General features: G+C 60.1%; 24 protein-coding genes. 10 read left to right on the top strand and 14 right to left on the bottom strand.

Going from position 1 to position 23,280, the window contains the following annotated elements; all coding sequences use genetic code 11:
- The first annotated feature begins 50 nt into the window (after positions 1-50).
- Positions 51-935: an MBL fold metallo-hydrolase gene (locus BWR59_RS06095; protein WP_081564739.1), complete on the top strand. Its 885-nt coding sequence runs from the start codon at positions 51-53 to the stop codon at positions 933-935.
- Positions 936-993: 58 nt separating this feature from the next.
- The gene (locus BWR59_RS06090; protein WP_081564738.1) at positions 994-1,809 is read left to right on the top strand and encodes a sulfite exporter TauE/SafE family protein; all 816 of its coding nucleotides are present in this window, start codon (positions 994-996) and stop codon (positions 1,807-1,809) included.
- Here the strand turns inward: BWR59_RS06090 and BWR59_RS06085 are convergent.
- The 7 genes from BWR59_RS06085 to dadA all read right to left on the bottom strand — a co-directional run bounded on the left by BWR59_RS06085 (position 1,802) and on the right by dadA (position 8,234).
- The gene (locus tag BWR59_RS06085) at positions 1,802-3,751 is read right to left on the bottom strand and encodes an acetyl-CoA hydrolase/transferase C-terminal domain-containing protein (RefSeq protein WP_081564737.1); all 1,950 of its coding nucleotides are present in this window, start codon (positions 3,749-3,751) and stop codon (positions 1,802-1,804) included. The genes BWR59_RS06090 and BWR59_RS06085 overlap by 8 nt on opposite strands.
- A gap of 78 nt (positions 3,752-3,829) precedes the next feature.
- Complete coding sequence (locus BWR59_RS06080; protein ID WP_081564736.1) at positions 3,830-4,150, bottom strand: DUF2845 domain-containing protein; 321 nt, start codon at positions 4,148-4,150, stop codon at positions 3,830-3,832.
- On the bottom strand, positions 4,147-4,569 hold the full coding sequence (locus tag BWR59_RS06075; protein ID WP_081564735.1) for a c-type cytochrome: 423 nt from the start codon (positions 4,567-4,569) through the stop codon (positions 4,147-4,149). The genes BWR59_RS06080 and BWR59_RS06075 overlap by 4 nt, the downstream gene beginning before the upstream one ends.
- A gap of 185 nt (positions 4,570-4,754) precedes the next feature.
- Positions 4,755-5,303, bottom strand: coding sequence for a cupin domain-containing protein (locus BWR59_RS06070; protein WP_074754671.1), 549 nt, complete (start codon positions 5,301-5,303; stop codon positions 4,755-4,757).
- Positions 5,304-5,453: 150 nt separating this feature from the next.
- Positions 5,454-6,527 (bottom strand): alanine racemase, encoded by a 1,074-nt coding sequence (alr, locus tag BWR59_RS06065; RefSeq protein ID WP_081564734.1) that lies wholly within the window; start codon positions 6,525-6,527, stop codon positions 5,454-5,456.
- Between the two features lie 80 nt (positions 6,528-6,607).
- On the bottom strand, positions 6,608-6,961 hold the full coding sequence (locus tag BWR59_RS06060; protein ID WP_081564733.1) for a RidA family protein: 354 nt from the start codon (positions 6,959-6,961) through the stop codon (positions 6,608-6,610).
- Positions 6,933-8,234 (bottom strand): D-amino acid dehydrogenase, encoded by a 1,302-nt coding sequence (gene dadA, locus BWR59_RS06055; protein ID WP_081564732.1) that lies wholly within the window; start codon positions 8,232-8,234, stop codon positions 6,933-6,935. Before dadA ends, BWR59_RS06060 begins: the two co-directional genes overlap by 29 nt.
- Before the next feature lie 155 nt (positions 8,235-8,389).
- On the opposite strand from dadA, the gene dadR reads away from it, so the two are divergent.
- Positions 8,390-8,878 (top strand): transcriptional regulator DadR, encoded by a 489-nt coding sequence (gene dadR / locus BWR59_RS06050; RefSeq protein ID WP_081564731.1) that lies wholly within the window; start codon positions 8,390-8,392, stop codon positions 8,876-8,878.
- Between the two features lie 9 nt (positions 8,879-8,887).
- Here the strand turns inward: dadR and BWR59_RS06045 are convergent, their stop codons facing one another.
- Complete coding sequence (locus BWR59_RS06045; RefSeq protein ID WP_081564730.1) at positions 8,888-9,241, bottom strand: YkgJ family cysteine cluster protein; 354 nt, start codon at positions 9,239-9,241, stop codon at positions 8,888-8,890.
- 140 nt (positions 9,242-9,381) lie between these two features.
- On the opposite strand from BWR59_RS06045, the gene BWR59_RS06040 reads away from it, so the two are divergent.
- On the top strand, positions 9,382-10,692 hold the full coding sequence (locus BWR59_RS06040) for an FAD-binding oxidoreductase (protein ID WP_081564729.1): 1,311 nt from the start codon (positions 9,382-9,384) through the stop codon (positions 10,690-10,692).
- A 136-nt stretch (positions 10,693-10,828) separates the two neighbouring features.
- On the opposite strand, the gene BWR59_RS06035 is transcribed toward BWR59_RS06040, so the two are convergent.
- On the bottom strand, positions 10,829-11,062 hold the full coding sequence (locus BWR59_RS06035; RefSeq protein WP_081564890.1) for a DUF1127 domain-containing protein: 234 nt from the start codon (positions 11,060-11,062) through the stop codon (positions 10,829-10,831).
- Positions 11,063-11,240: 178 nt separating this feature from the next.
- On the opposite strand from BWR59_RS06035, the gene BWR59_RS06030 reads away from it, so the two are divergent.
- Both BWR59_RS06030 and BWR59_RS06025 read left to right on the top strand, forming a co-directional pair.
- Positions 11,241-12,671, top strand: coding sequence for a PLP-dependent aminotransferase family protein (locus BWR59_RS06030; protein ID WP_081564728.1), 1,431 nt, complete (start codon positions 11,241-11,243; stop codon positions 12,669-12,671).
- Positions 12,672-12,716: 45 nt separating this feature from the next.
- Positions 12,717-14,306: a phospholipase D family protein gene (locus tag BWR59_RS06025; RefSeq protein ID WP_081564727.1), complete on the top strand. Its 1,590-nt coding sequence runs from the start codon at positions 12,717-12,719 to the stop codon at positions 14,304-14,306.
- On the opposite strand, the gene BWR59_RS06020 is transcribed toward BWR59_RS06025, so the two are convergent.
- Together BWR59_RS06020 and BWR59_RS06015 are read right to left on the bottom strand one after the other, a co-directional pair.
- Positions 14,303-15,448, bottom strand: coding sequence for an MFS transporter (locus BWR59_RS06020; protein WP_081564726.1), 1,146 nt, complete (start codon positions 15,446-15,448; stop codon positions 14,303-14,305). The genes BWR59_RS06025 and BWR59_RS06020 overlap by 4 nt on opposite strands.
- A 178-nt stretch (positions 15,449-15,626) precedes the next feature.
- On the bottom strand, positions 15,627-17,120 hold the full coding sequence (locus tag BWR59_RS06015; protein ID WP_081564725.1) for an aldehyde dehydrogenase: 1,494 nt from the start codon (positions 17,118-17,120) through the stop codon (positions 15,627-15,629).
- A 266-nt stretch (positions 17,121-17,386) separates the two neighbouring features.
- Between BWR59_RS06015 and BWR59_RS06010 the strand changes: the two genes are divergently transcribed.
- Positions 17,387-17,749 carry a cupin domain-containing protein gene (locus tag BWR59_RS06010; protein WP_081564724.1) on the top strand — a complete coding sequence of 121 codons (363 nt, stop codon included), beginning with the start codon at positions 17,387-17,389 and terminating at the stop codon, positions 17,747-17,749.
- 67 nt (positions 17,750-17,816) lie between these two features.
- Here BWR59_RS06010 and rpmG read toward each other — a convergent pair whose 3' ends face one another.
- Positions 17,817-17,972, bottom strand: coding sequence for a 50S ribosomal protein L33 (rpmG, locus tag BWR59_RS06005; protein WP_062379766.1), 156 nt, complete (start codon positions 17,970-17,972; stop codon positions 17,817-17,819).
- A gap of 11 nt (positions 17,973-17,983) precedes the next feature.
- Complete coding sequence (rpmB, locus tag BWR59_RS06000; RefSeq protein WP_037016669.1) at positions 17,984-18,220, bottom strand: 50S ribosomal protein L28; 237 nt, start codon at positions 18,218-18,220, stop codon at positions 17,984-17,986.
- Positions 18,221-18,583: 363 nt separating this feature from the next.
- Between rpmB and BWR59_RS05995 the strand changes: the two genes are divergently transcribed.
- Positions 18,584-20,173: an ABC transporter substrate-binding protein gene (locus BWR59_RS05995; protein WP_081564723.1), complete on the top strand. Its 1,590-nt coding sequence runs from the start codon at positions 18,584-18,586 to the stop codon at positions 20,171-20,173.
- Positions 20,174-20,294: 121 nt separating this feature from the next.
- On the opposite strand, the gene radC is transcribed toward BWR59_RS05995, so the two are convergent.
- Entirely contained in the window at positions 20,295-20,969 is a 675-nt protein-coding gene (gene radC, locus BWR59_RS05990) for a DNA repair protein RadC (RefSeq protein WP_081564722.1), read from the bottom strand.
- 133 nt (positions 20,970-21,102) lie between these two features.
- Here radC and coaBC point away from each other — a divergent pair, with 133 nt between their 5' ends.
- Positions 21,103-22,311: a bifunctional phosphopantothenoylcysteine decarboxylase/phosphopantothenate--cysteine ligase CoaBC gene (coaBC, locus tag BWR59_RS05985; protein WP_081564721.1), complete on the top strand. Its 1,209-nt coding sequence runs from the start codon at positions 21,103-21,105 to the stop codon at positions 22,309-22,311.
- Positions 22,312-22,317: 6 nt separating this feature from the next.
- Positions 22,318-22,773, top strand: a complete 456-nt coding sequence (dut, locus tag BWR59_RS05980) for a dUTP diphosphatase (protein ID WP_081564720.1) — start codon at positions 22,318-22,320, stop codon at positions 22,771-22,773.
- Positions 22,774-23,280 lie beyond the last annotated feature (507 nt).

Raw genomic sequence — 23,280 nt, 5'->3', positions numbered from 1 at the left:
CAGACAGCGCTGCCAATCGGCCTGGCATCAGGCACTTTCTGGAGAAAACCATGATCATCGGCGAGAAAATGTGTGTGGAGGCGTTCTTCGACCCGCAAACCTGGACCATCAGTTATCTGGTCATAGACCGTTCTACCCTCAAGGCCGCGTTGATCGACAGCGTGTTGGACTACGATCCCAAATCCGGGCGCACCGCTACCGGGTCCGCTGACAAGTTGATTGCCCGAGTGCATGAACTGGGTGTTTCCGTGGAGTGGATCCTGGAAACCCACGTGCATGCCGACCACGTCTCGGCCGCCGCGTATTTGAAGGAAAAGCTGGGCGGCAGCGTCGCCATCGGCAGCCATATCACTCGCGTGCAAAAAGTGTTCGGCACCCTGTTCAACGCCAAAGGCGAGTTCGCCCGCGATGGCAGCCAGTTCGACAGACTGCTGGAAGACGATGCGCATTTTCAGATCGGGACACTGCAGGCCCGCGCGATGCACACCCCCGGCCACACGCCCGCGTGCATGACCTACCTGATCGAAGTCGGTGGCGAGACCGTGGCTTTCGTCGGGGACACGCTGTTCATGCCCGATTACGGCACTGCCCGCTGCGACTTCCCCGGCGCTGATGCGCGCACCCTGTATCGCTCGATTGGGCGAATTCTAAGCCTGCCGCCGCAAACCCGATTGTTCATGTGCCACGACTACCTGCCCGACGGCCGCGAGCTGATGTATATGACCACCGTCGCCGAGCAGCGGGCCAACAACATCCACATCCATGAAGGCATCGACGAAGATGCGTTCGTCGAGATGCGCGAGAAGCGCGATGCAACGCTGGACATGCCCGTGCTGATCCTGCCCTCGGTGCAGATCAACATGCGCGGCGGCCATATGCCAGAGCCGGAAGACAACGGGGTGAGCTATCTGAAGATTCCGATCAACTCCCTGTGATCACACAAAAACGGCGCAACGACCAGGCGCATAACACTGATGGCAGAAATTCAACAGAATGAATGAACACGAATTGATCGGAGCCGGCCTCGGCACAATCATCGGAGCGGTATTGGCGCTGACGGGCGCCGGCGGCGGAATCCTTGCGGTGCCGTTATTGGTGTTCGGGCTGGGCCTGACGATGGTCGAAGCCGCACCGGTCGGCTTGCTCGCTGTAGGGTTGGCGGCGGCGGTCGGGGCGTTACTGGGTTTGCGTCAAGGCATCGTGCGCTATCGCGCTGCGTTGTTCATCGCAGTCATCGGCATCTGCTTCGCGCCACTGGGCTTGTGGCTGGCGCATCAGTTACCCAATGCGCCGCTGGCACTCGGGTTCGCCGGGGTACTGGTGTACGCCTGCGCACGCATCTACCGCAAGGCCGCGCATGAACTGCATCACGGCCAACCTCCTGCCCGAGCAGCGTTTCTGCCCTGCGTACTCAACCCACTGGAAGGTCGTCTGCGCTGGACACTGCCTTGCGCTCGGTCGCTGGCAATCACCGGGATGCTGTCAGGGCTGTTATCCGGATTACTGGGAGTAGGCGGCGGTTTTGTGATCATCCCGGCGCTGACCCGCTTCACCGATCTGGACATGAAGAGCATCGTCGCCACATCTCTGGCCGTCATCGCGCTGGTCTCCACAGGCAGCGTGGTTGCCGCCAGCGCCAGCGGGGTGATGCACTGGGCGGTGGGTGTACCGTTCGCAGCCGGTGCCGTCGCTGGCTTGATGGTCGGGCGGCAGGTCGCACGCTTTCTGGCCGGTCCCAGGTTGCAGCAGCTGTTTGCGGTGACCGGAATAATTGCCGCAGTATTGCTGGCGGTCAAAACCCTTATTTAGTCGGGCCTGCTGCTGAATCACTCTGGGTAGCCTGCAACCCCGCCAGCAACAGCCGCTGATACAACTCTTCACGCAGCCCATGCGGCTGATCCAGACCCATGCGCTGTAAATGCTCTGGAAACGCACTCGGCTCTGGAGCCTCCAGGGTCGCCTTGCCCAGCTCGATGAGCTCCGTGAGCTTGAACTTGCTCTTCAGCCAGTTCAGCGCCCGCAACAAATCACGCTCCGGGGCGCTGAAATCGCTGCCCAGCGGGTATTCGATGAATAACGATGGAAACCGATCCCGGATGTCTTTGAGCCGCTCCGGTGTGTTCTGACCAAACAACGGGTCCAGACGAAAACCCTTCGGCAGCTTGCCCGCTTTCTGTGCCTGGTCGATGAGCGCCGGCTGAAAGCGTGAATCGGTAATGTTGAGTAGCGCCTCGATCACCGCCGCGTCAGTCTTGCCACGCAGATCGGCGATACCGTACTCGGTGATGACGATGTCCCGCAGATGCCGAGGAATGGTGGTGTGTGCGTAGTCCCAGACGATATTGGAGCTGACCTCGCCTCCCGACTCGCGCCAGCTGCGCAGAATCAGAATCGAACGCGCGTCTTCCAGCGCATGGGCCTGAGCGACGAAGTTGTACTGCCCGCCCACGCCGCTGACCACGCGCCCGTCAGCCAGTTGGTCGGACACCGCCGCCCCCAGCAAGGTCACCGTGAATGAGCTGTTGATGAAGCGCGCATCCCGCCGTTGCAGGCGCTTGAGCGTTTCATCGCCATACAGCTCGTTGATGTAGCTGATGGCGGTCATGTCGATCTGCGCCATCTGCGCGGGCGAAAACTCCTGCAGACGCTCGTAGAAACTGCGTGGCCCGAGGAAAAAACCGCCATGAATCAGCACGCCGTTGTCATGAACGGATTCGTCCAGCAATCCGGCGTTGGCCTGTTGCTGCAGCCCCGCATCGGTGTAAACCTTGCGCCGGATGATGCCGGCATCCAGCAACACCAACAGGCCGTTGACCAGCATTTCGCTGCAACCATAGAGCCCCGCCGCAAACGGCATCACGCCGCCTTCTGCTTCGATCAACGGCTTCCAGGTAGAAATCCCGTCGAGTTCAGCCAGACACGCACGGTAGGTTTCGTTATCGGCCTGCCGCGCCAGCAAGGCTGCGGTCAGCGCATCGCCCATGGAGCCGATGCCTATTTGCAACGTACCGCCATCGCGCACCAGCGTACTGGCATACAGGCCGATGAAGTGATCCTGAAACCCCACCGGCATGTTCGGCGTGGAGAACAACGTGCTGCGTTCTTCATGCTCGATCAGCAGGTCGAAGGTATCGGCGCTCACCTCTGCGTTGCCGGGCATGTAGGGCAGATCAGCGTGAACATGGCCGAGCACCAGAATGTTCTCTCCCGCTGCGCGGCGTTTATCCAGCATCGGCAAGAGGTCGAGGGTGATGTCTGGGTTACAGCTCAGGCTCAGATGCTCGGGCCTTTGCGAATCGCGAGCCACCAGTTGCGCGACCAGATTCAAACCATTGGCGTTGATATCCCTTGCCGCGTGACTGTAGTTGCTGCTGACGTAATCCTGCTGCGCTGAGGCGCTGTTCAGCAGGCTGCCCGGCTGCATGAAAAACTGCTCGACATGCACGTTGGGCGGCAGATTGCTTTTGTGCAGGTCCGCGAGGAAATCCAGCTCGGGGTAATCGCCGAACACGCGCTCCAGAAAGGGCTCAAGAAACCGCCCTTGCAAACCCTCGCCCACTGTCGGACGCCCCAGGCACAGCGCGGTATAGATCGTCAGCTGTCGTTCGGGCAGAGATTTCATTCGGGCATACAGCGCATTGGCAAAACGATTGGGCTTACCCAGCCCCAACGGCATGCCCATGCGAATGTGCGGCGGCAACTCGGCCAGCACATGATCGACGGCTTGCTCAATCGAGCAGGAATGCGGCATCCGGCCTCTCCCGATGTTTTATTCGATGGAGCTTGGACCGGGAATGAAGGGGAATTGCTGCACTGGCTGCAACACCCGTCAATCTCTTCGGGTGTCGATCGCCACAAGCTTGTCCTCGATGAACTTGAGATGTTGCCAGGCCCCGTTGCGAGGTCCATACACCCACAAACTGACTTTCACCGCATTAAGGCGAGGAACGCCATTGACCCGTGCGACGGGTTCCTGATCCTCACTGCGATCGGGCGCCCCGCACTTTTCACGAACGACGCTCGCCGTATCTCCCAGACTGATCAGTGCCGTCCCGCAGCGCATCGTCGCTTGGGCGAAACCGCCAACCATCAACATCGGCAAGAACCACAGCAGCGCCGTCTTGCTGACCGTGGAACGCCGTCCTGTCACAGGCCGGACATCTTCTTGATCGCGCCTTTGAGCTCTTCATCCGAGCAATCGGCGCAGGTGCCTTTTGGCGGCATGGCGTTGATACCGGTGATCGCCTTGGCGAGCAGGCCATCAATACCGCCCTGCTCTTTAGCACGCTTGCCCCAGTCTGCGCTGTCGCCGATTTTCGGCGAGCCCAGCAGGCCAGAGCCGTGACAGGCGTTGCAGTGTTTGCCGATCACGTCGTCAGGGGATTTCGCGCCACCGCCACCACCCGCTGTTGCGGCAACGTCCATTCCCGGACATTCCTTACCCTGAACACAGACTTGCCCGACAGGCTCGAGTCGTTTGGCGAGGTCGTCGCTGGTGGAGGCCTGGGCGGTAAAAGCCCAAAACGCGAGGAGTGCAACTGCAGCCAGGATCTTATTAGTAAGGTTCACGCTTTCACCCTCATGGTGGCTATAACGCCCCTGCGGTCACGGTAAGCCGCAGGCGACGAAAGTATAGCGGGTAGGCCGTTGGTCGTAACATCCCTGAAATCGGCAGGGGTATTAGCGCGTCGACCTATGGCTTCGGGCTCGTCCTGTGTCCGGCCTGAAGGCTCAGGCTGGACGGGGCTTGCTCCTCAGAAATTCGCTGGCGTTGCAGCGCTGATGAGTCGCGCGGGAACGTCGAACGGATTGCGGAAGCGATGTGGTCGGGTGCTTTCGAAATAGTAGCTGTCGCCAGCCTCAAGCACATAAGTATCGAGCCCGACGACAAGCTCCAGACGGCCTTCGACCAGAATTCCTGTCTCTTCACCTTCGTGAACGAGCATTTCTTCGCCCGTATCGGCGCCAGGCGGATACACCTCGGTAAGAAAGGCGATCGCCCGGTCTGGATGGGACTTGCCCACCAGTTTCATGGTGACGGCACCGTCCGAGATATCGATCAGTTCGCTGGCCTTGTAGACCACCTGTGTCGGGTTTTCTGGCTCAAGCTCTTCCGAAAAGAACTCCACCATGGACATCGGTATGCCGCCCAGCACCTTGCGCAGAGAGCTGATCGAGGGGCTGACGCTGTTCTTCTCGATCATTGAAATGGTGCTGTTGGTCACGCCCGCTCGTTTGGCGAGTTCGCGTTGGGACAGACCCTTGAGTTTACGAATGGATTGCAGTCGTTCACCGACGTCCAATGCTGGAGTCCTCCTGATAATCAAACACGGTCAAGTGGTCGCCATGATGGCGACCGCGTTCAGTATTTACAACACTTGACCAGATTAGCAAAGAGACCGCTGGCGGACAGGGACCACGCGGGGTAAGCCCAGCCGGGCGATGACCACGTCTCAATCCCCGGAATAGAGCCTTGGAACACGATTGAGATTGCAGAAAATCTGATACGGGATGGTGCCGGCGCTGGCTGCGACGTCGCTGGCGAGAATGTTTTTGCCCCACAACTCCACACGACTGCCAACGCCTGCGCCTGGCACCTGGGTGAGGTCTACACAAAGCATGTCCATCGACACACGGCCCAGCAGTTGGCTGCGGTGTCCGTCGATCATCACCGGCGTGCCGGTCGGGGCCTGCCGCGGATAACCATCGGCATACCCCATCGCCACCACACCGATGCGCATGTTTCGGTCGGTCACAAATGCGCCGCCGTAACCCACCGGCTCCCCGGCTGGCAGTTCACGCACGCAAATCACTTTGGATTCCAGGGTCATCACCGCTTGAAGGCGGTCGGCAATGGGCTGCGACTGATCGAAAGGCGTCGCGCCGTACAGCATGATGCCAGGACGAACCCAGTCTCCTGCCACATTCGGCCAGCCCATCACGGCGGGGGAATTGCGCAGGCTGACCTCAGCCGTCAGCCCTTCGCGGGCCGCCTGGAAGATGGCGACCTGTTCATCGGTACGCGCGCTGTCCAGTTCGTCGGCGCGGGCAAAGTGGCTCATCAGAACCACTTTCGCGGCCTTGCCGCTGGACTGCAACCGTTGATAAGCCGTTTGAAAGTCGGCGGGATGGATACCGACGCGGTGCATGCCCGAATCCATCTTCAGCCAGATGTTCAGAGGCTTGCCGACGCTGGTTTTCTCGATGGCCTCAAGCTGCCACAGCGAATGCACGACGCACCACAAATCGTGCTCGGCGATCAGCGCCAGTTCGTCTGCCTCGAAAAAGCCTTCCAGCAACAGAATCGGCGCACCTATACCGGCCTGGCGCAGCTCCAGCGCTTCCTCGATACAGGCCACGGCAAACCCGTCGGCCTCGGTTTCCAGTGCCTGAGCGACACGCACCGCACCATGGCCATAGGCATCTGCCTTGATCACGGCGAGCGCCTTGGCGCCAGTGGTTTCACGGGCCAGTTGATAGTTGTGGCGCAGGGCCGAGAGATCGATGAGGGCGCGAGCTGGACGCATGGCGGGCAGGTTCTGATGTAGGGGAATTCGGAACCTGTGAGACAGAGAAGTCTCACAGGGACAGGGCAAAGCAAAACGGCTTACGGCATTGCTGCAGTCACCGAGAATTCGACCAGAATTTCCGGTTCGCACAATTTGGCTTCAACAGTGGCACGCGCTGGCGCGACACCTTTGGGCAGCCACTTGTCCCAGACACTGTTCATCCCGGCGAAGTGCGCATCGATGTCCTTCAGGTAAATCGTCACCGACAGAATGCGGGTCTTGTCGGTACCGGCCAGGTCCAGCAGGCGCTCGATGTTATTGAGCGTCTCGCGGGTTTGCTGTTCGATACCCGCTGCCATGTCGTCACCCACTTGCCCGGCAAGGTAAACGGTGCCGTTGTGGGCGACGATCTGGCTCATGCGCTCATTGGTGAGCTGGCGCTGTACTGACATGTTTTGCGATCTCCTTGGAGCTTCCATAGCGGGAAATATCGAGGCCTTCGGCGCTGATCTGTGGCTTTTTGCGGGCGATCAGATCGGCCAGCAAACGACCGGAACCGCAGGCCATGGTCCAGCCAAGGGTTCCGTGGCCGGTATTGAGGAACAGGTTGCGATACGGTGTTGCACCCACGATCGGCGTGCCATCCGGGGTGGTTGGACGCAGACCGGTCCAGAAACTGGCCTCGGTCAGATCGCCGCCCTGAGGATAAAGATCGTTGACGATCATCTCCAGCGTTTCACGCCGGCGAGGGTTCAGCGACAGGTCAAAACCGGCAATCTCAGCCATGCCACCAACCCGGATGCGGTTGTCGAAACGGGTGATCGCAACCTTGTAGGTCTCGTCGAGAATGGTCGACGTCGGGGCCATGTCAGGATTGGTGATCGGAACGGTCAGCGAGTAGCCCTTGAGCGGGTAGACCGGCGCTTTGATGCCCAGCGGCTTGAGCAGCTGCGGCGAGTAGCTGCCCAGCGCCAGCACGTAGCGATCTGCGGTTTCCAGCTTGCCGTTGACCCGCACGCCGTTGATCCGGTCGCCCGCAAAATCAATCGACTCGATGGACTGGCCGAAGCGGAACTCGACGCCTAGCGTCACACACATCTGAGTCAGACGCGTGGTGAACAGCTGGCAATCGCCAGTCTGGTCATTGGGCAGGCGCAGCGCGCCACTGAGGATATTGCTGACACTGGCCAGCGCAGGTTCGACTCGGGCAATGCCTTCGCGGTCGAGAACCTCGTATGGCACACCGGCTTGTTCCAGGACGGCGATGTCCTTGGCGGCGTTATCAAGTTGTTCCTGGGTACGGAACAGTTGCGTGGTGCCCAGGCTACGCCCTTCGTAGGCGATGCCGGTTTCGGCACGCAGTTCGTCGAGGCAGTCACGGCTGTACTCAGACAGCCGCACCATGCGTTCTTTGTTAACCGCATAACGGTTTTGCGTGCAGTTGCGCAGCATTTGCGCCATCCACAGGTACTGATCGATGTCAGCGGTCGCCTTGATCGCCAGCGGCGCGTGGCGCTGCAACAACCACTTGATGGCCTTGAGCGGCACGCCCGGTGCGGCCCACGGCGAGGCGTAACCCGGCGAAACCTGCCCGGCGTTGGCGAAACTGGTTTCCATGGCAGCGGCCGGCTGACGATCCACGACCGTTACCTCGAAGCCCGCACGAGCCAGGTAATAAGCACTGGTGACACCGATTACGCCACTTCCAAGGACCAGAACGCGCATGTTGATTTCCTCATCGCGGATATCCGCTGACGTTTTGAAGTTTTAAGCAAGGATGTGGGCAGTATAAAAAGCAATGAGCAGTGCTTTTCACTATATAAGCGCCTATATTCAGCGCTAATTACCGCCAACCAAGGCTTTAGCAGAGGGGCTTTGAAATGCGCACCCAGCACCAGTCAAAACGCGAGTTGGACAAGATCGACCGCAATATCCTGCGCATCCTCCAGAACGACGGCAGAATTTCATTTACGGAGCTGGGCGAACGCGTGGGCCTGTCTACCACGCCCTGCACGGAACGGGTCCGCCGCCTGGAGCGTGAAGGCATCATCATGGGCTACAACGCCCGGCTCAACCCGCAGAACCTGAAGGCTAGTCTGCTGGTGTTCGTGGAGATCAGCCTGGACTACAAATCGGGCGACACTTTCGAGGAATTCCGCCGAGCGGTCCTGAAACTGCCCCATGTTCTGGAGTGCCATCTGGTGTCAGGGGATTTCGACTATCTGGTAAAGGCGCGGATTTCGGAGATGGCGTCTTACCGCAAGCTGCTGGGCGACATCCTGCTCAAACTGCCCCATGTGCGGGAGTCCAAGAGCTATATCGTGATGGAAGAGGTGAAAGAGAGCCTGAATCTGCCGATTCCGGAGTAAGCAAAGGCTTCAGACCAGTACCTGTCGTGTCGAGGCGATGTATTCGTGGACCTGTTTCTCCACTGCTGGATGGATAAGAACGTCCGGGCGACGGCCGTTTGGGCACGGCAACGTGGGTGTGGTGCCGAACAGACGGCAGATCAGTGGCCGCTCCTCATAGACCGTGCAACCGTTGGGCCCCAAATGCACACAGTTCAGCTCGTTGAGCGCCGCTTCCTGCTCGGCGGCTGTGTTGCGCGGCAGGCGCGCCATCTCCTCGGACGACGTCGTCACCGGCCCGCAGCAATCATGGCAGCCGGGTACGCATTCGAAGGACGGAATCTGCCGCCGCAAATCACGGATTTTCTGGCTGTTGCAGCTCATCGCGAGAGTTTTCCCTGTGAAAGCCGTCATTGTGCCCCAGCCTCCGGACAGGTGACAGCCGCTCGGCCTTCCTTGCTCCGGCGCCGACCGACGGGCTACCCTCCGTAAAATTTTCCAAACGGCACCCAGAGAAAACCGACATGGACGCCCGCGTTCGACAAACCAATGCCTGCGGCCACGCTGCCTCGTATTACGCGGCCAGTAGCCACCCGCAGCCCGAATACCCTGCCCTCACAGGCGATGTGAAGGTGGACGTCTGCGTGGTTGGCGGCGGGTTCTCGGGGCTGAACACGGCCATCGAACTGGCTGAGCGCGGCCTGAGCGTCGCATTGCTGGAAGCGCGCAAGATCGGTTGGGGCGCCAGCGGCCGTAATGGCGGCCAGTTGATTCGCGGTGTAGGCCATCATGTCGAACGCTTTCGCGATGTGATCGGCGATGAGGGCGTGCGCCAGCTAAAACTGATGGGGCTGGAAGCCGTCGAAATCGTCCGGCAGCGAGTGGAGAAGTACCAGATCGATTGCGATCTCACTTGGGGTTACTGCGATCTGGCCAACAAACCCAAGGAGTTTGCAGGCTTTGCCGAAGATGCCGAGGAACTGCGGGGGCTGGGTTATCGCCATGAAGTGCAGCTGATACAGCCCGAGAATATCCGCAGCGTCATAGATTCGGGCAACTACGCTGGCGGCATGCTGGACATGGGTTCGGGGCACCTGCATCCATTGAACCTTGCATTGGGCGAAGCCGCCGTCGCGAAATCCCTCGGGGTCCAGCTGTTCGAGCACTCCGCCGTGACACGCCTGGAATACGGAGCGCAAGTCAGGGTCCATACCGCGCAGGGCGTGGTGCGTGCCGACACGCTGGTGCTGGGCTGCAACGCCTATTTGAATGATCTGGACCCGAACTTGAGCGGCAAGGTGCTGCCAGCAGGCAGCTACATCATCGCCACCGAGCCTTTGGGTGATGACCTGGCCCGACAACTGCTCCCACGCAATAGCGCCATGTGCGATCAGCGAGTGGCTGTGGATTACTTCCGGCTTACGGCAGACAAGCGCCTGCTGTTCGGCGGGGCCTGCCACTATTCGGGACGCGATCCTCAAGACATCGGCGCGTACATGCAGCCGAAAATGCTCAAGGTGTTCCCCCAGCTCAAGGACGTGAAAATCGATTTTCAGTGGGGCGGGATGATTGGCATCGGCGCCAACCGGTTGCCGCAGATCGGGCGCTTGAATGAACATCCGAACGTGTTCTATGCACAGGCGTATGCCGGCCATGGCCTGAATGCCACGCATCTGGCGGGCAAGTTATTGGCTGAGGCTATCAGCGGTCAGTACAGCGCAGGCTTCGAACTGTTCGCCAAAGTCCCGCACATGACGTTCCCCGGCGGCAAACATTTGCGCTCGCCTTTATTGGCGTTGGGCATGCTCTGGCATCGGCTCAAAGAACTGGTCTGAACATCGACTCAATCATTGTGGGAGGGAGCTAGCTCGCGAACGCCTGGTGTCAGTCAACGTAAAGGCTGCCTGACACACCGCATTCGCTGCCGTCGTAACCTGCGACGTCTCCCACAGAGAGTTGCGCTGAGCCCCATCATTCTCTCCAGAACGGCTTGAGCCCTTCGCAGCGAGCCTGTTCGTAACTCAGGCCGATGTCACGCAGCTGATCGCCGGTCAAGCTCAACAGCGCCCGTCGAGTCATTCGCCGATGTTGAAACAGACCCCAAAGGCTCAACCCTTTCGGCGCATTTACCCGAGCAGAGATTTCCTGCTCCCTGACCAATTCCTGTGCATACAGCGTCAACCGAACATCGCTCGTCCCGCTCATTTCCAGACACCTCATCATAGGTTTCAAGTGATTCCATGATGCGTCTGTATGGAAAACCATTACAGATCCAAAGAATTCTAATTTTTTGCATACAGACCCCATACATTGGCGCCTGAATGCTGTATTTTCGCGCTATCTGTATCGGTCAACCGACGCGACACTGTGCGGGAGTACGCCCATGACCCTCTACGTCAACCTTGCAGAATTACTCGGCACACGCATCGAAAGCGGCTTCTATCGCCCGGGCGACAGGCTGCCGTCGGTACGAGCGCTGAGCGTCGAACACGGGGTGAGCCTGAGCACCGTTCAACAGGCGTATCGATTGCTGGAAGACAACGGTCTGGCATCGCCGCGCCCCAAGTCGGGTTACTTCGTTCCCGCCAGTCGCAAGACTCCTGCCCTGCCAGTCGTAGGACGCCCCGCGCAGCGGCCTGTGGATATTTCACAGTGGGATCAGGTGCTGGAATTGGCCCGCGCCGTCCCGAGCCCCGATGTCGTGCAGTTCGCCCGCGGCATGCCGGACATCACCAGCCCCACGCTGCGCCCGCTGACTCAGGCACTGGGCAAGATCAGCCGTCGCCAGGACATGCCCGGGCTGTATTACGACAACATCAACGGCACCCAATGCCTGCGCGATCAGGTCGCACGCCTGTTACTGGATTCCGGGACCAATGTCGGCCCGGACGATCTGGTGATCACAACAGGCGCGCAGGAGGCGCTGGCGGTCAGTATTCGCTCGATCTGCCAGCCGGGAGACATCGTCGCGGTCGACTCGCCGAGCTTTCACGGCGCCATGCAGGCGTTGAAGGGCCTGGGCATGAAAGCGCTGGAAATACCTACCGACCCCATCACCGGCATCAGCCTCGACGCGCTGGAACTGGCCCTCGAACAATGGCCGATCAAGGCCATACAGCTGACGCCCAACTGCAACAACCCGCTGGGTTACATCATGCCCGAGGATCGTAAACGCGCCTTGCTGACACTTGCTCAGCGGTTCGACGTGGCGATCATCGAAGACGATGTGTATGGCGACCTTGCCTACCACTACCCTCGCCCGCGCACGATCAAATCCTTCGACGAAGACGGACGAGTCTTGCTTTGCAGTTCGTTCTCCAAAACCCTTGCCCCCGGTTTGCGCGTGGGATGGGTAGCGCCGGGCCGCTATCTGGACCGAGTGCTGCACATGAAATACATCAGCACTGGCTCCACGGCGACTCAGCCGCAACTGGCGATCGCGGAGTTTCTTCAAGCCGGGCACTACGAACCGCACATGCGCCGGATGCGCGGCCAATATCAGCGCAGCCGCGATCTGATGACCGATTGGGTGACGCGTTACTTCCCCGAGGCCACGCGAGTCAGTCGCCCGCAAGGGGGCTTCATGCTGTGGATCGAGATGCCGGAAGACTTCGACTCCCTGCGTCTGAACAGAGCGCTTGAAGGGCAAGGCGTACAGATCGCCGTTGGCAGCATTTTTTCCGCCTCCGGCAAATACAGAAACTGCCTGCGACTCAACTTCGCCGCCAAGCCGACGCCGAAGATCGAGGAAGCGGTGCGCAAGATCGGCGCAATGGCGGCGCGTCTCATGGGTCAAGCGACCCCGATGATTTAACCTTTTGCGGAAAATGCGGTCATATCGCCATGGTGTGACTTCTGGATGACTGTGTTGACGAACAAATGGGCACTGTCCCTACTTCTGGCCTTTGCCCTTGCCGTCAGCGGTTGTGCCGGTACGCCTGCGCAGCAAGACGGCCCCAGCCAGGCATTGCCGGCTTCCCAATCGTCTTTCGGCCGCTCGATCATGGCTCAGGCCGCCCCCCATGAAGGGCGCTCGGGCTTTCGCCTGCTGCCCAACAGCACCGAGGCCTTCATGGCGCGGGCCGAGTTGATTCGCAATGCCAAGACCAGTCTCGATCTGCAGTACTACATCGTCCACGATGGTTTGAGCACGCGGGCGCTGATCGATGAACTGCTGAAGGCTGCCGACCGTGGCGTGCGGGTGCGCATCCTGCTGGACGACACCACCAGCGACGGCCTCGATGAAGTTATAGCGACGCTTGCCGCTCATCCCAATATCCAGATCCGCTTGTTCAACCCTCTCAACCTGGGGCGCAGCACCGGGGCAACGCGTGCGCTGGGCAGGCTGTTCAACCTGTCGCTGCAGCATCGGCGCATGCACAACAAACTGTGGCTGGCCGACAGCGCGGTGGCGATCGTCGGCGGCCGTAATCTGGGCGACGAGTACTTCGACGCCGAGCCCAACCTGAACTTCACCGATATCGACATGCTCAGCGTGGGGCCTGTGGCCGAGCAACTGGGTCACAGCTTCGATCAGTACTGGAACAGCACCCTGAGCAAACCGGTCGATGATTTCATCTACTGGCCGCCGGACATGAAGGATCTGGCCAAGGCCCGCAAGCGACTGGCAGCTTCGCTGGAACAGGCCCACGTCGAGAAAAAAGCGCTCTATGAAAGGCTGATGGCCTACAAAACCCAGCCACGCATGAGAACCTGGCTCAACGAACTGATCTGGGCGCATAACCAGGCTCTGTGGGACGCGCCGACCAAAGTCCTTTCACGCGCAGAACCTGACCCGCATCTGTTGCTCACCACCCAATTGAGCCCGGACCTGCTGAATGTGCACCAGGAACTGATGATGATCTCGGCCTACTTCGTGCCGGGTCAGGATGGAGTGACCTATCTCACGGGGCTGTCAGACAAGGGCGTGTCGGTCAGTCTGCTGACCAACTCTCTGGAGGCCACCGACGTACCCGCCGTGCATGGCGGCTACGCGCCCTATCGCAAGGCGCTGCTGGCCCATGGCGTGAAGCTGTTCGAGCTGCGCCGCCAGCCAGGTGACCCAAGCAACCGGGGCAGCGGGCCGAGTTTCTTGCGCACCAGAACGCTCAAGGGTGGCTCCGAATCCAGTCTGCACAGTAAAGCGATGATTTTCGACCGGCAGAAAACCTTCGTCGGCTCCTTCAACTTTGACCCGCGCTCGGTGCTATGGAACACCGAAGTCGGTGTGTTGGTCGACAGCCCGGAATTGACCGAATACCTTCGTGAACTGGCGCTGCAGGGTATGGCGCCCGCCATAAGCTATCAGGCAAAGCTGGAAAATGATCGCGTGGTCTGGGTCACGGAAGACAACGGCAAGATTCACACGCTGTACAAGGAGCCCGGCGACTGGTGGCGCCGACTGAACGCCTGGTTCAGCAGCGCAGTGGGTCTTGAAAAGATGCTTTAAGCCGCGACGGGCTGTGCACCGAATGCTCTCGGGCGTTGCGACAGGATCACCAGCCCCAACGCCCCCGCCGCCATCAGCAGCGGCAGCGCCTGGCCACTGATCCATTGACTGCCAGCCCCTGCTGCAAGAGGCCCGAGCAGACAACCGATGCCCCACAGCTGCGCTACGTGAGCATTGGCGCGCACCAGCGCATCGTCTCGGTACCGCTCGCCGATCAGAATCAGCGAAAGAGTAAACAGCCCGCCCGCACTGGCGCCGAACACCACCCACAGCGGCCAGATCGCTTGCGTATCCACCAGTAACGGGATCGCCAGGCTCGACAGCATCAACGCCAGTGCGCAGCCGGAGAACAGTCGACGACGAGAGATCTTGTCGGCCAAGGCCCCGATAGGCAGCTGCAGCAGCGCATCCCCCACCACCACGGTGCTCACCATCGCCAGCGCCACTTCCGGGGTGAAGCCCTGTTGCAGGCAATACACCGGCAGCAGCGTCAGAATCATCGCCTCAAACCCGGCGAATAACGCAATCGCCCAGGCAATCGCAGGCATCTGCCGACAGAAGCCTCCCAGATCGCTCAACGTAACGTGGCTCGACTCGGCACTCGGCGCGCCGGTTCTGCCCAACAGCAGGAACGGCGAGGTCGCGAGCAGTGCGGTGCCCACCCAGAAGCCGTAATCGTGCACGGTGCCGATGACGCCCAACAATAACGGGCCGCCCAACTGGCTCAGGGCGTAACAACTGCCGTAAAGCGCGACGAGCTTGCCGCGCAGGTTTTCGGTGACGAGTTGGTTGATCCAGCTTTCGCCAAGGATGAAGACCATGGTCAGGATCACGCCGAGCATCAGCCGCAGTACCAGCCAGATCCAGTAATTGGGCAGGAGCGCCAGCAAACCCACGGAAATCGAACCGCCCCACAGGCAAAGGCGCATCAGGTTCGCGGTACCGAGCATCGACGCCAGTCGACTGGCAAGACTGGCGCCCAGCAGAACGCCAATGGCGGGCATAGCAGCCATCACGCCAATGGCAAAGGCGCCGTAACCCCAGGCTTCCAGACGCAACGACACCAGCGGCATGCTCACGCCCAGCGCCAGACCGACGCTCAGCACGGACGACAGCACCGCGAAATAAGTACCCCAGCGCATCACCACGCTCCTGTGGCTTAAGGGATGAGACAAAACAGCCGGGCTCTTTGAGGGAAACCCGGCTGCTGTCGAATTTGAATCTGCGATAACCCATAGCAGCCCGGTTTGCCGACGGCGGTCCTTCAAAATACGCTGCCGCCGGCAAGCCGGACTGCTACACGTTTTGCAACGCGAGACCTTACAACTTGATCCAGGTCGCCTTCAGTTCGGTGTATTTGTCGAACGCGTGCAGCGACTTGTCGCGGCCGTTGCCCGATTGCTTGAAGCCACCGAACGGCGCAGTCATGTCGCCGCCGTCGTACTGGTTGACCCAGACGCTGCCAGCGCGCAATGCGCGAGCCGTCAGATGTGCCTTGGACAGATCGGCTGTCCACACTGCTGCGGCCAGGCCATAAGGCGTGTCGTTGGCAATCTGCACTGCTTCTTCAGCGGTATCGAAGGTCAGCACCGAAAGCACCGGGCCGAAGATCTCTTCCTGCGCGATTTTCATGGCATTGGTCACGCCGTCGAAGATTGTCGGCTCGACGTAGGTGCCGCCTGTCTCTTGCATGATGCGCTTGCCACCGGCGACCAGTTTGGCGCCGTCGGTGTGACCGGCTTCGATGTACGAGAGCACGGTGTTCATCTGTTGCGTGTCCACCAGCGCGCCGACGGTGGTTTCCGGATCCAGCGGATTGCCCGGCTTCCAGGCCTTCAGGGCCTCGATCACCATTGGCAGGAATTTGTCCTTGATCGAGCGTTCAACCAGCAGACGCGAGCCTGCGGTGCAGACTTCTCCCTGGTTGAAGGCAATGGCACTGGCGGCGGATTCAGCAGCAGCCTGCAGGTCCGGCGCGTCGGCGAAGACGATGTTCGGGCTCTTGCCGCCGGCTTCCAGCCAGACACGCTTCATGTTCGATTCGCCCGCGTAGATCAGCAACTGCTTGGCGATCTTGGTCGAACCGGTGAACACCGCCGTGTCGACGTCCATGTGCAGCGCCAGCGCCTTGCCGACGGTGTGGCCATAACCTGGCAGGACGTTGAGCACGCCGGCCGGAATGCCCGCTTGAACAGCCAACTGCGCGACGCGAATGGCGGTCAGTGGGGATTTTTCCGAAGGCTTGAGAATCACCGAGTTGCCGCTCGACAGCGCAGGGCCCAGTTTCCAGCACGCCATCAGCAGCGGGAAATTCCACGGCACGATGGCCGCCACAACGCCGATTGGTTCGCGAGTCACCAGGCCCAGTTGATCGTGTGGAGTAGCAGCGACTTCGTCGTACAGCTTGTCGATGGCCTCGCCGCTCCAGCTCAACGCCTGCGCGGAGCCTGGAATGTCGATACCGTAGGAGTCGCTGATTGGCTTGCCCATGTCGAGGGTTTCGAGCAGGGCCAGCTCTTCGACGTTTTCTTTGATCAGCGCAGCAAAGCGAATCATCGCCGCCTTGCGCTTGACCGGCGCCAGACGCGACCAGACACCGGAATTGAAAGTGGCACGAGCGTTTTCGACGGCGCGCTGGGCGTCTGCGGCATCAGTGCTGGCGACGTGGGCGAGGAATCGACCATCGACCGGGCTGATGCAGTCAAAGGTGGCGCCGGAAGCGGCGTCGGTGTATTCGCCATTGATGAAGGCGCGGCCTTCGATTTTCAGATCCTGGGCGCGTTTTTCCCAGTCAGCATGAGTCAGGGTGGTCATGAAGCATCCTCCTCTTATGAAATGTGCGCGCCCTCGCGCTCATGAACCGTGCTGTAGGACATCGCCTGACATGCTGTCGGATCGGCCAAAGGCATCCGTCACCCTAAACCAGCGCCGTGTGAATTTCCAATATATTGGACAAAAATAGGCAAAACGACGCGGAATCGTGCATTTTATTCAACAGAGGGTGATAAAGACGCCCGGCACTATCGCCGAAAGCCCTCATCAAATAACAATCTTCCATTGCCGATTCAGGAGCCAGGGACATGAGTATCGAAAGCGTCGTCGACTTCAGTGAAGCCTCCACCAGCGCAGAACGCTTCACCCCCGCTGCGGAAAAAATCCTCAAGGGTGACCCCGGCCAAATTATCTACAACCACTACAACAGTCCGTGCGGCCAGATGAATGCGGGTGTGTGGGAAGGCGAAGTCGGGCAGTGGAAGGTCAATTACACCGAGCATGAGTACTGCGAAATCGTGCAGGGTGTGTCGGTGCTCCGTGACGAAGACGGCAAGGCCAAGACCCTGCGTGCGGGAGACCGCTTCGTGATCCCGGCAGGTTTCAAGGGCACCTGGGAAGTGCTTGAGCCATGCCGCAAGATTTACGTGGTGTTCGAGCAGAAGGTCTGATCACGAACCTTTCGCCCACAAAAAAGCCCGCATCACTGCGGGCTTTTTCGTAAGAGGCGAAAATCAATTACTTGATTTTGGCTTCTTTGTAGATCACGTGCTTGCGAGCAACCGGATCGAATTTTTTAATTTCGATTTTGTCCGGGGTAGTGCGCTTGTTCTTGTCGGTGGTGTAGAAGTGGCCGGTGTTAGCGGTCGACACCAAACGGATCAATTCACGCATGATTCTCTCCCTTAAACCTTAGCGCCAGCGCGGCGGATTTCGGCCAGAACGACCGTGATGCCGCGCTTGTCGATGATGCGCATGCCTTTGGCAGATACGCGCAGACGTACAAAGCGTTTCTCTTCTTCAACCCAGAAGCGGTGATGCTGCAGGTTTGGCAGGAAACGACGACGGGTTTTGTTGTTCGCGTGGGAAATGTTATTCCCGGTTACCGGACCCTTACCGGTAACTTGACAGACTCTCGACATGCCTCAGCCCTCTAAAACCACATGCCCAACCCGGCATGGGTTGGCCGCTTAATCTCTCAGTCATTTGGCGCCAGGCGCCGCGTTTCTTCAGGGGTCTTACCGGCCACACCTGCGGTGAAGGCAGCGGGCCCCTAGAAAAGAGCGCTGCTTTATACCAGAAACCCCGTGGTGCAACAACACAAACGACGAATTACCTGAAAGAAACTCAGGGCTTTAGGTCTGGCGAGGCCAGCCGCAAGGGGCGCGGCGGGAAATATACCACTCGTCGCGCCAGAGCGATTGTCCTGCGCTTATCCATAGTCTAGGGTTAGTCCCTCACCAGACTGCGCCGGCAGATGGGCTATCTCTGAAAGGAAAATCGCCATGCGCCTAGCTGTTTTACCCTTGTTGCTTGCGTCTCTGTCCGCACCTTTGTTGGCGCAGGGCGCAACCAGCCTGAGCGTTTGCACGGAAGCCAGCCCCGAAGGCTTTGACGTTGTGCAATACAACTCGCTGACCACCACCAACGCATCAGCCGACGTGCTGATGAATCGTCTGGTCGACTATGACGCCCAGACCGGCAAGCTGGTCGCCAGTCTGGCAGAAAGCTGGAGCGTCTGGCCTGACGGGCTGACGTATGACTTCAAATTGCGCTCCGGCGTGAAGTTCCACCACACCGATTACTTCACCCCGACCCGCGACATGAACGCTGAAGACGTGCTGTTCAGCTTCAAGCGCATGCTCGATCCGGCCAATCCATGGAACAAGGTCGCCGTGCAGGGCTTCCCTCATGCCCAGTCGATGCAGTGGCCGTCGCTGATCAAGAAAATCGAAGCGCCGGACGCCAGCACCGTGCGCATTACCCTCGATCACCCCGACGCGACCTTCCTTGCCACGTTGAGCATGGGCTTCGCTTCCATTTACTCCGCTGAATACACCGCGCAACTGATGAAAGCCGGCACGCCGGAGAAGCTCAACAGCCAGCCCATTGGCACCGGCCCGTTCGTGTTCAAGCGTTTCCAGAAGGATTCGGTGGTGCGTTACGAGGCCAACCCGGATTACTTCGCAGGCAAACCCGCTGTCGACACGCTGGTGTATGCGATCACCCCGGACGCCAATGTGCGCTTGCAACGCATCCGCGCCAATGAATGCCAGGTGGCCTTATCGCCCAAGCCGCTGGATGTCTCTGAGGCAAGCAAGGATCCGAACCTGAAAGTCGAAAAGACCGACGCGTTCATGACCGCTTTCCTGGCAATCAACAGCCAGCATCCGCCGCTCGATAAGCCTGAAGTGCGTCAGGCGATCAACCTGGCATTCGACAAAGACACCTACCTCAAAGCTGTATTCGAAGGCTCGGCGCGCGCCGCCAATGGCCCGTACCCGCCCAACACATGGGGTTACGCCAACGATTTGCCGGGCTACAAGCATGACGTCGCCAAGGCGAAGGAACTGCTGGCCAAGGTCGGTTTGAAAGACGGCTTCAAGACCACGATCTGGACACGCCCTTCCGGCAGTCTGCTGAACCCTAATCCGAGTGCAGGCGCGCAACTGCTGCAGAGCGATCTCGCTGCGGTGGGCATCAAGGCCGACATCAAGGTGATCGAATGGGGCGAACTGATTCGTCGCGCCAAGACCGGCGAACACGACCTGCTGTTCATGGGCTGGGCCGGTGATAACGGTGACCCGGATAACTTCCTCACGCCGCAGTTTTCCTGCGCAGCGGTCAAGTCCGGAACCAACTTCGCCCGCTATTGTGACGAAGGGCTGGACAAGCTGATCAGCCAAGGCAAGGCCGTGACCGACCAAGGCCAGCGCGCCAAGCTCTATCATCAGGCGCAGGAGCAAATCCAGAAACAGGCGCTTTGGCTGCCGCTGGCACATCCAACCGCATTTGCCCTTACCCGCAAGAACATTCTGGGTTACGACGTCAGCCCGTTCGGACGGCAGGACTTTTCGAAGGTGATGGTCAAGTAAAAAGCACCTTTACCGATGAGCCTCACCTAGTAGCAGCACGGCTCGCCAGCGACAGCGCCCTCAACATCGCAACTGCCGGCAGCCTGACTGCTACTGGGATAGGGCGAACAGCGCCGCTTGCCTAAATCAAGCCATGCTCCACCATCGACAACGGATCGCCATCACCGATGATCACGTGGTCGAGCACCACCACGTCGACCATCGCCAGAGCTTCCTTCAGGTGCCGGGTCAGCTCGATATCGGCCTGACTCGCCTCGCTTACGCCGGATGGATGGTTATGGCAAAGAATGACGCCAGCCGCGTTGTTGGCAAGTGCGCGTTTGACGACCTGCCGGGCGTGAACATGCGCGACGTTGATCGAACCATGGAACAGCGCTTCGAAGGCTTGAACTCGATTCTTGCTATCAAGAAACAGGCAACCGAACACTTCGTGAGGCTCGTGCCGCAGCAGGGCCTTGAGGTAACTGCGTACCTGAGTCGGGCTCTTCAGTACCGAGCCACGCTTGAGCCCCTCACCCATGTGGCGTCGCGCCATTTCCATGACCGCCTGCAATTGGGCGAATTTGGCGGGGCCAAGCCCAAGCTCGTTACTGAATGCGGTGAGGTTGGCCTCCAGCAGCGCGCGGAGGCTGCCGAACTGACTCAAAAGATGTCGGGCCAGGTCCACCGCGCTTTTTCCGGATACGCCAGTGCGCAAGAAAATAGCGAGCAATTCAGCGTCGGAAAGACTCGACGCACCCCGCTCGAGCAGCTTCTCTCGCGGCCGTTCGGCTGCAGGCCAATCGCGAATACTCATAGCACCTCCATGGATGTGGGCACCGCTGTTCCCGTGCGGTCGCTGTGTTATCTTAGCCCATCTTTTTTGCGCGACAGTCCGGCCTGGGGAGGCGTTTGATTGCCGCGTGTTAACTCGACCAAAAGGCAGGCCTATGCAGCGGCTGTATCGGAAACGCATCGTTCTCGGCGTCGGCGGCGGCATCGCGGCCTATAAAAGCGCTGAGCTGGTCCGTCGGTTGCGCGACCACGGCGCCGAAGTGCGCGTCGTCATGACCAAGGGCGGTGCCGAGTTCATTACCCCGCTGACCATGCAGGCGCTGTCCGGCCACCCGGTCCACATGGACCTGCTCGATCCCGCCGCCGAAGCTGCGATGGGCCACATCGAACTGGCGAAATGGGCCGACATGGTGCTGATTGCACCGGGCACCGCCGACCTGATGGCGCGACTGGCTCAAGGCATCGCCAACGACCTGCTGACCACCGTAGTGCTGGCCACTGACGCCATCGTCGCAGTCGCCCCCGCCATGAATCAGGCCATGTGGCGCGACCCTTCCGTGCAGGCCAACCTGCGAGTGCTCGAGGAGCGCAACTTCCGGATGTTCGGCCCGGCCAGCGGCAGCCAGGCCTGTGGCGACGTAGGCTACGGCCGCATGCTCGAACCCAACGACCTGGCGCAGTCCGCTGCCGACTGTTTCCAGCGCCTGAGCCTGACGGGCAGACACGTGCTGATCACCGCCGGGCCAACTCAGGAAAACATTGACCCGGTGCGCTACATCACCAACCACAGCTCCGGGAAAATGGGCTTTGCTCTGGCTGACGCCGCTGCAGAAGCCGGCGCCCGGGTCACGCTGATTACAGGACCGGTCAGCCTGCAGACCCCGGACCGGGTGTCGCGTGTTGACGTGGTCAGCGCCCGCGACATGCTCGCGGCCTGCGAAGCCGCGATGCCGTGCGACGTGTTCATCGCCTCCGCGGCCGTCGCCGACTACCGTCCAGAAGTCGTTGCGCCACAGAAATTGAAGAAAGACCCTACCAACGGCGATGGCCTGCTGCTGCAGATGGTCCGTAACCCGGACATTCTCGCGACCATCGCCCAGCGTCAGGATCGCCCGTTCAGTGTCGGTTTCGCCGCCGAAACCGAACACCTGCTCGACTACGCCGCACGCAAGCTCAAGGACAAGAACCTCGACCTGATCATCGCCAACGATGTCGCCAATCCAGGCATTGGCTTCAACAGCGAAGAGAACGCGTGCAGCGTGATCGACCGAGCGTTGCAGGCAACGCTCTTCCCCCAGACCAGCAAGGCCAAGATTGCCCGCCAGCTGGTGACTTTTATCGCCGACCGAATGAACCAGGTTTAATCACGTATGCACGCTCTACAAGCCAAGATCCTCGACCCTCGCATTGGCAGCGAATTCCCGCTCCCGGCCTACGCCACCACCGGTTCCGCCGGCCTGGACCTGCGCGCCATGCTCAAAGAGGAAACGGTGCTCGAGCCCGGCCAGACCCTATTGATTCCCACCGGCCTGTCGATATACATCGCAGACCCAGGCCTGGCCGCTCTGATCCTGCCGCGCTCCGGCCTGGGCCATAAGCACGGTATTGTTCTTGGCAACCTGGTCGGCCTGATCGACTCCGATTATCAGGGCGAGCTGATGGTGTCCTGCTGGAACCGTGGCCAGAGCGCTTTCAAGATCTCCATCGGCGAGCGCATCGCTCAATTGGTGCTGGTACCCGTTGTGCAGGCGCACTTCGAAGTCGTTGAAGAATTCGACGAAAGCCAGCGCGGCGCAGGTGGCTTCGGTCACTCCGGCAGCCACTGATTACGCGGGAGTTCCCTTGGCTACGCTGTCGACGCAGCCCTGACCGGGCCCGTCACGATGCAATAACTATAAAATCGCCTCAGGAAGTTCGAGCAGGGAGAGTCAAGTTTGAAAGGCATCAAGCGCACAGCCAAGGCGACGCCTCGCCCAGAAACGACTGACGCAGCGGGCAAGGACTCCAATCTGAGTCTGGCAAGCCCGGGCCTTGTTCCCTCGCTCATCGGCCTGATCGCCGCGGCCATTCTGGTCTGGCTGGGCCTGCTCAGCCAGCCGCAGGAAAAAGACCAACTCGCTCAGGCCTGGGGCACCGCTCAAGCGGGCGCCATCGGCAAGGCGTTGCGCCAGATCAACGCGGGCACCCAAGCTGCGGCGATGGATGCGACCCTGGCTCAGACCCTGCAAAGCAACAACCCTGCACTGATCGAAACTGCGCAGAATCAATTGGCGTATCGAGACGGCGTGATTGGCGCCCGCGTGCTTGCGACGGGTTTCAACAGCGTCGACAAT

Origin of the sequence: Pseudomonas sp. Bc-h, from assembly GCF_002080045.1 — a bacterium.
In the GTDB taxonomy this organism is placed as follows: Bacteria; Pseudomonadota; Gammaproteobacteria; order Pseudomonadales; family Pseudomonadaceae; genus Aquipseudomonas.
This window is presented reverse-complemented; position numbering and strand designations above follow the sequence as displayed.

Bases quoted from the DNA above. Each gene is read 5' to 3' on its own strand.
- BWR59_RS06090 (WP_081564738.1), top strand. From the start codon at position 994: ATGAATGAACACGAATTGATCGGAGCCGGCCTCGGCACAATCATCGGA.
- BWR59_RS06025 (WP_081564727.1), top strand. From the start codon at position 12,717: ATGACTGTGTTGACGAACAAATGGGCACTGTCCCTACTTCTGGCCTTT.
- BWR59_RS06020 (WP_081564726.1), bottom strand. From the start codon at position 15,448: ATGCGCTGGGGTACTTATTTCGCGGTGCTGTCGTCCGTGCTGAGCGTC.
- BWR59_RS06085 (WP_081564737.1), bottom strand. From the start codon at position 3,751: ATGCCGCATTCCTGCTCGATTGAGCAAGCCGTCGATCATGTGCTGGCC.
- radC (WP_081564722.1), bottom strand. From the start codon at position 20,969: ATGAGTATTCGCGATTGGCCTGCAGCCGAACGGCCGCGAGAGAAGCTG.
- alr (WP_081564734.1), bottom strand. From the start codon at position 6,527: ATGCGTCCAGCTCGCGCCCTCATCGATCTCTCGGCCCTGCGCCACAAC.
- BWR59_RS06045 (WP_081564730.1), bottom strand. From the start codon at position 9,241: ATGAGCTGCAACAGCCAGAAAATCCGTGATTTGCGGCGGCAGATTCCG.
- BWR59_RS06060 (WP_081564733.1), bottom strand. From the start codon at position 6,961: ATGTCAGTACAGCGCCAGCTCACCAATGAGCGCATGAGCCAGATCGTC.
- BWR59_RS06095 (WP_081564739.1), top strand. From the start codon at position 51: ATGATCATCGGCGAGAAAATGTGTGTGGAGGCGTTCTTCGACCCGCAA.
- dadA (WP_081564732.1), bottom strand. From the start codon at position 8,234: ATGCGCGTTCTGGTCCTTGGAAGTGGCGTAATCGGTGTCACCAGTGCT.
- dut (WP_081564720.1), top strand. From the start codon at position 22,318: ATGCACGCTCTACAAGCCAAGATCCTCGACCCTCGCATTGGCAGCGAA.
- coaBC (WP_081564721.1), top strand. From the start codon at position 21,103: ATGCAGCGGCTGTATCGGAAACGCATCGTTCTCGGCGTCGGCGGCGGC.
- BWR59_RS06010 (WP_081564724.1), top strand. From the start codon at position 17,387: ATGAGTATCGAAAGCGTCGTCGACTTCAGTGAAGCCTCCACCAGCGCA.
- BWR59_RS06035 (WP_081564890.1), bottom strand. From the start codon at position 11,062: ATGAGCGGGACGAGCGATGTTCGGTTGACGCTGTATGCACAGGAATTG.
- BWR59_RS06040 (WP_081564729.1), top strand. From the start codon at position 9,382: ATGGACGCCCGCGTTCGACAAACCAATGCCTGCGGCCACGCTGCCTCG.
- BWR59_RS05995 (WP_081564723.1), top strand. From the start codon at position 18,584: ATGCGCCTAGCTGTTTTACCCTTGTTGCTTGCGTCTCTGTCCGCACCT.
- dadR (WP_081564731.1), top strand. From the start codon at position 8,390: ATGCGCACCCAGCACCAGTCAAAACGCGAGTTGGACAAGATCGACCGC.
- BWR59_RS06030 (WP_081564728.1), top strand. From the start codon at position 11,241: ATGACCCTCTACGTCAACCTTGCAGAATTACTCGGCACACGCATCGAA.
- BWR59_RS06015 (WP_081564725.1), bottom strand. From the start codon at position 17,120: ATGACCACCCTGACTCATGCTGACTGGGAAAAACGCGCCCAGGATCTG.
- rpmB (WP_037016669.1), bottom strand. From the start codon at position 18,220: ATGTCGAGAGTCTGTCAAGTTACCGGTAAGGGTCCGGTAACCGGGAAT.
- rpmG (WP_062379766.1), bottom strand. From the start codon at position 17,972: ATGCGTGAATTGATCCGTTTGGTGTCGACCGCTAACACCGGCCACTTC.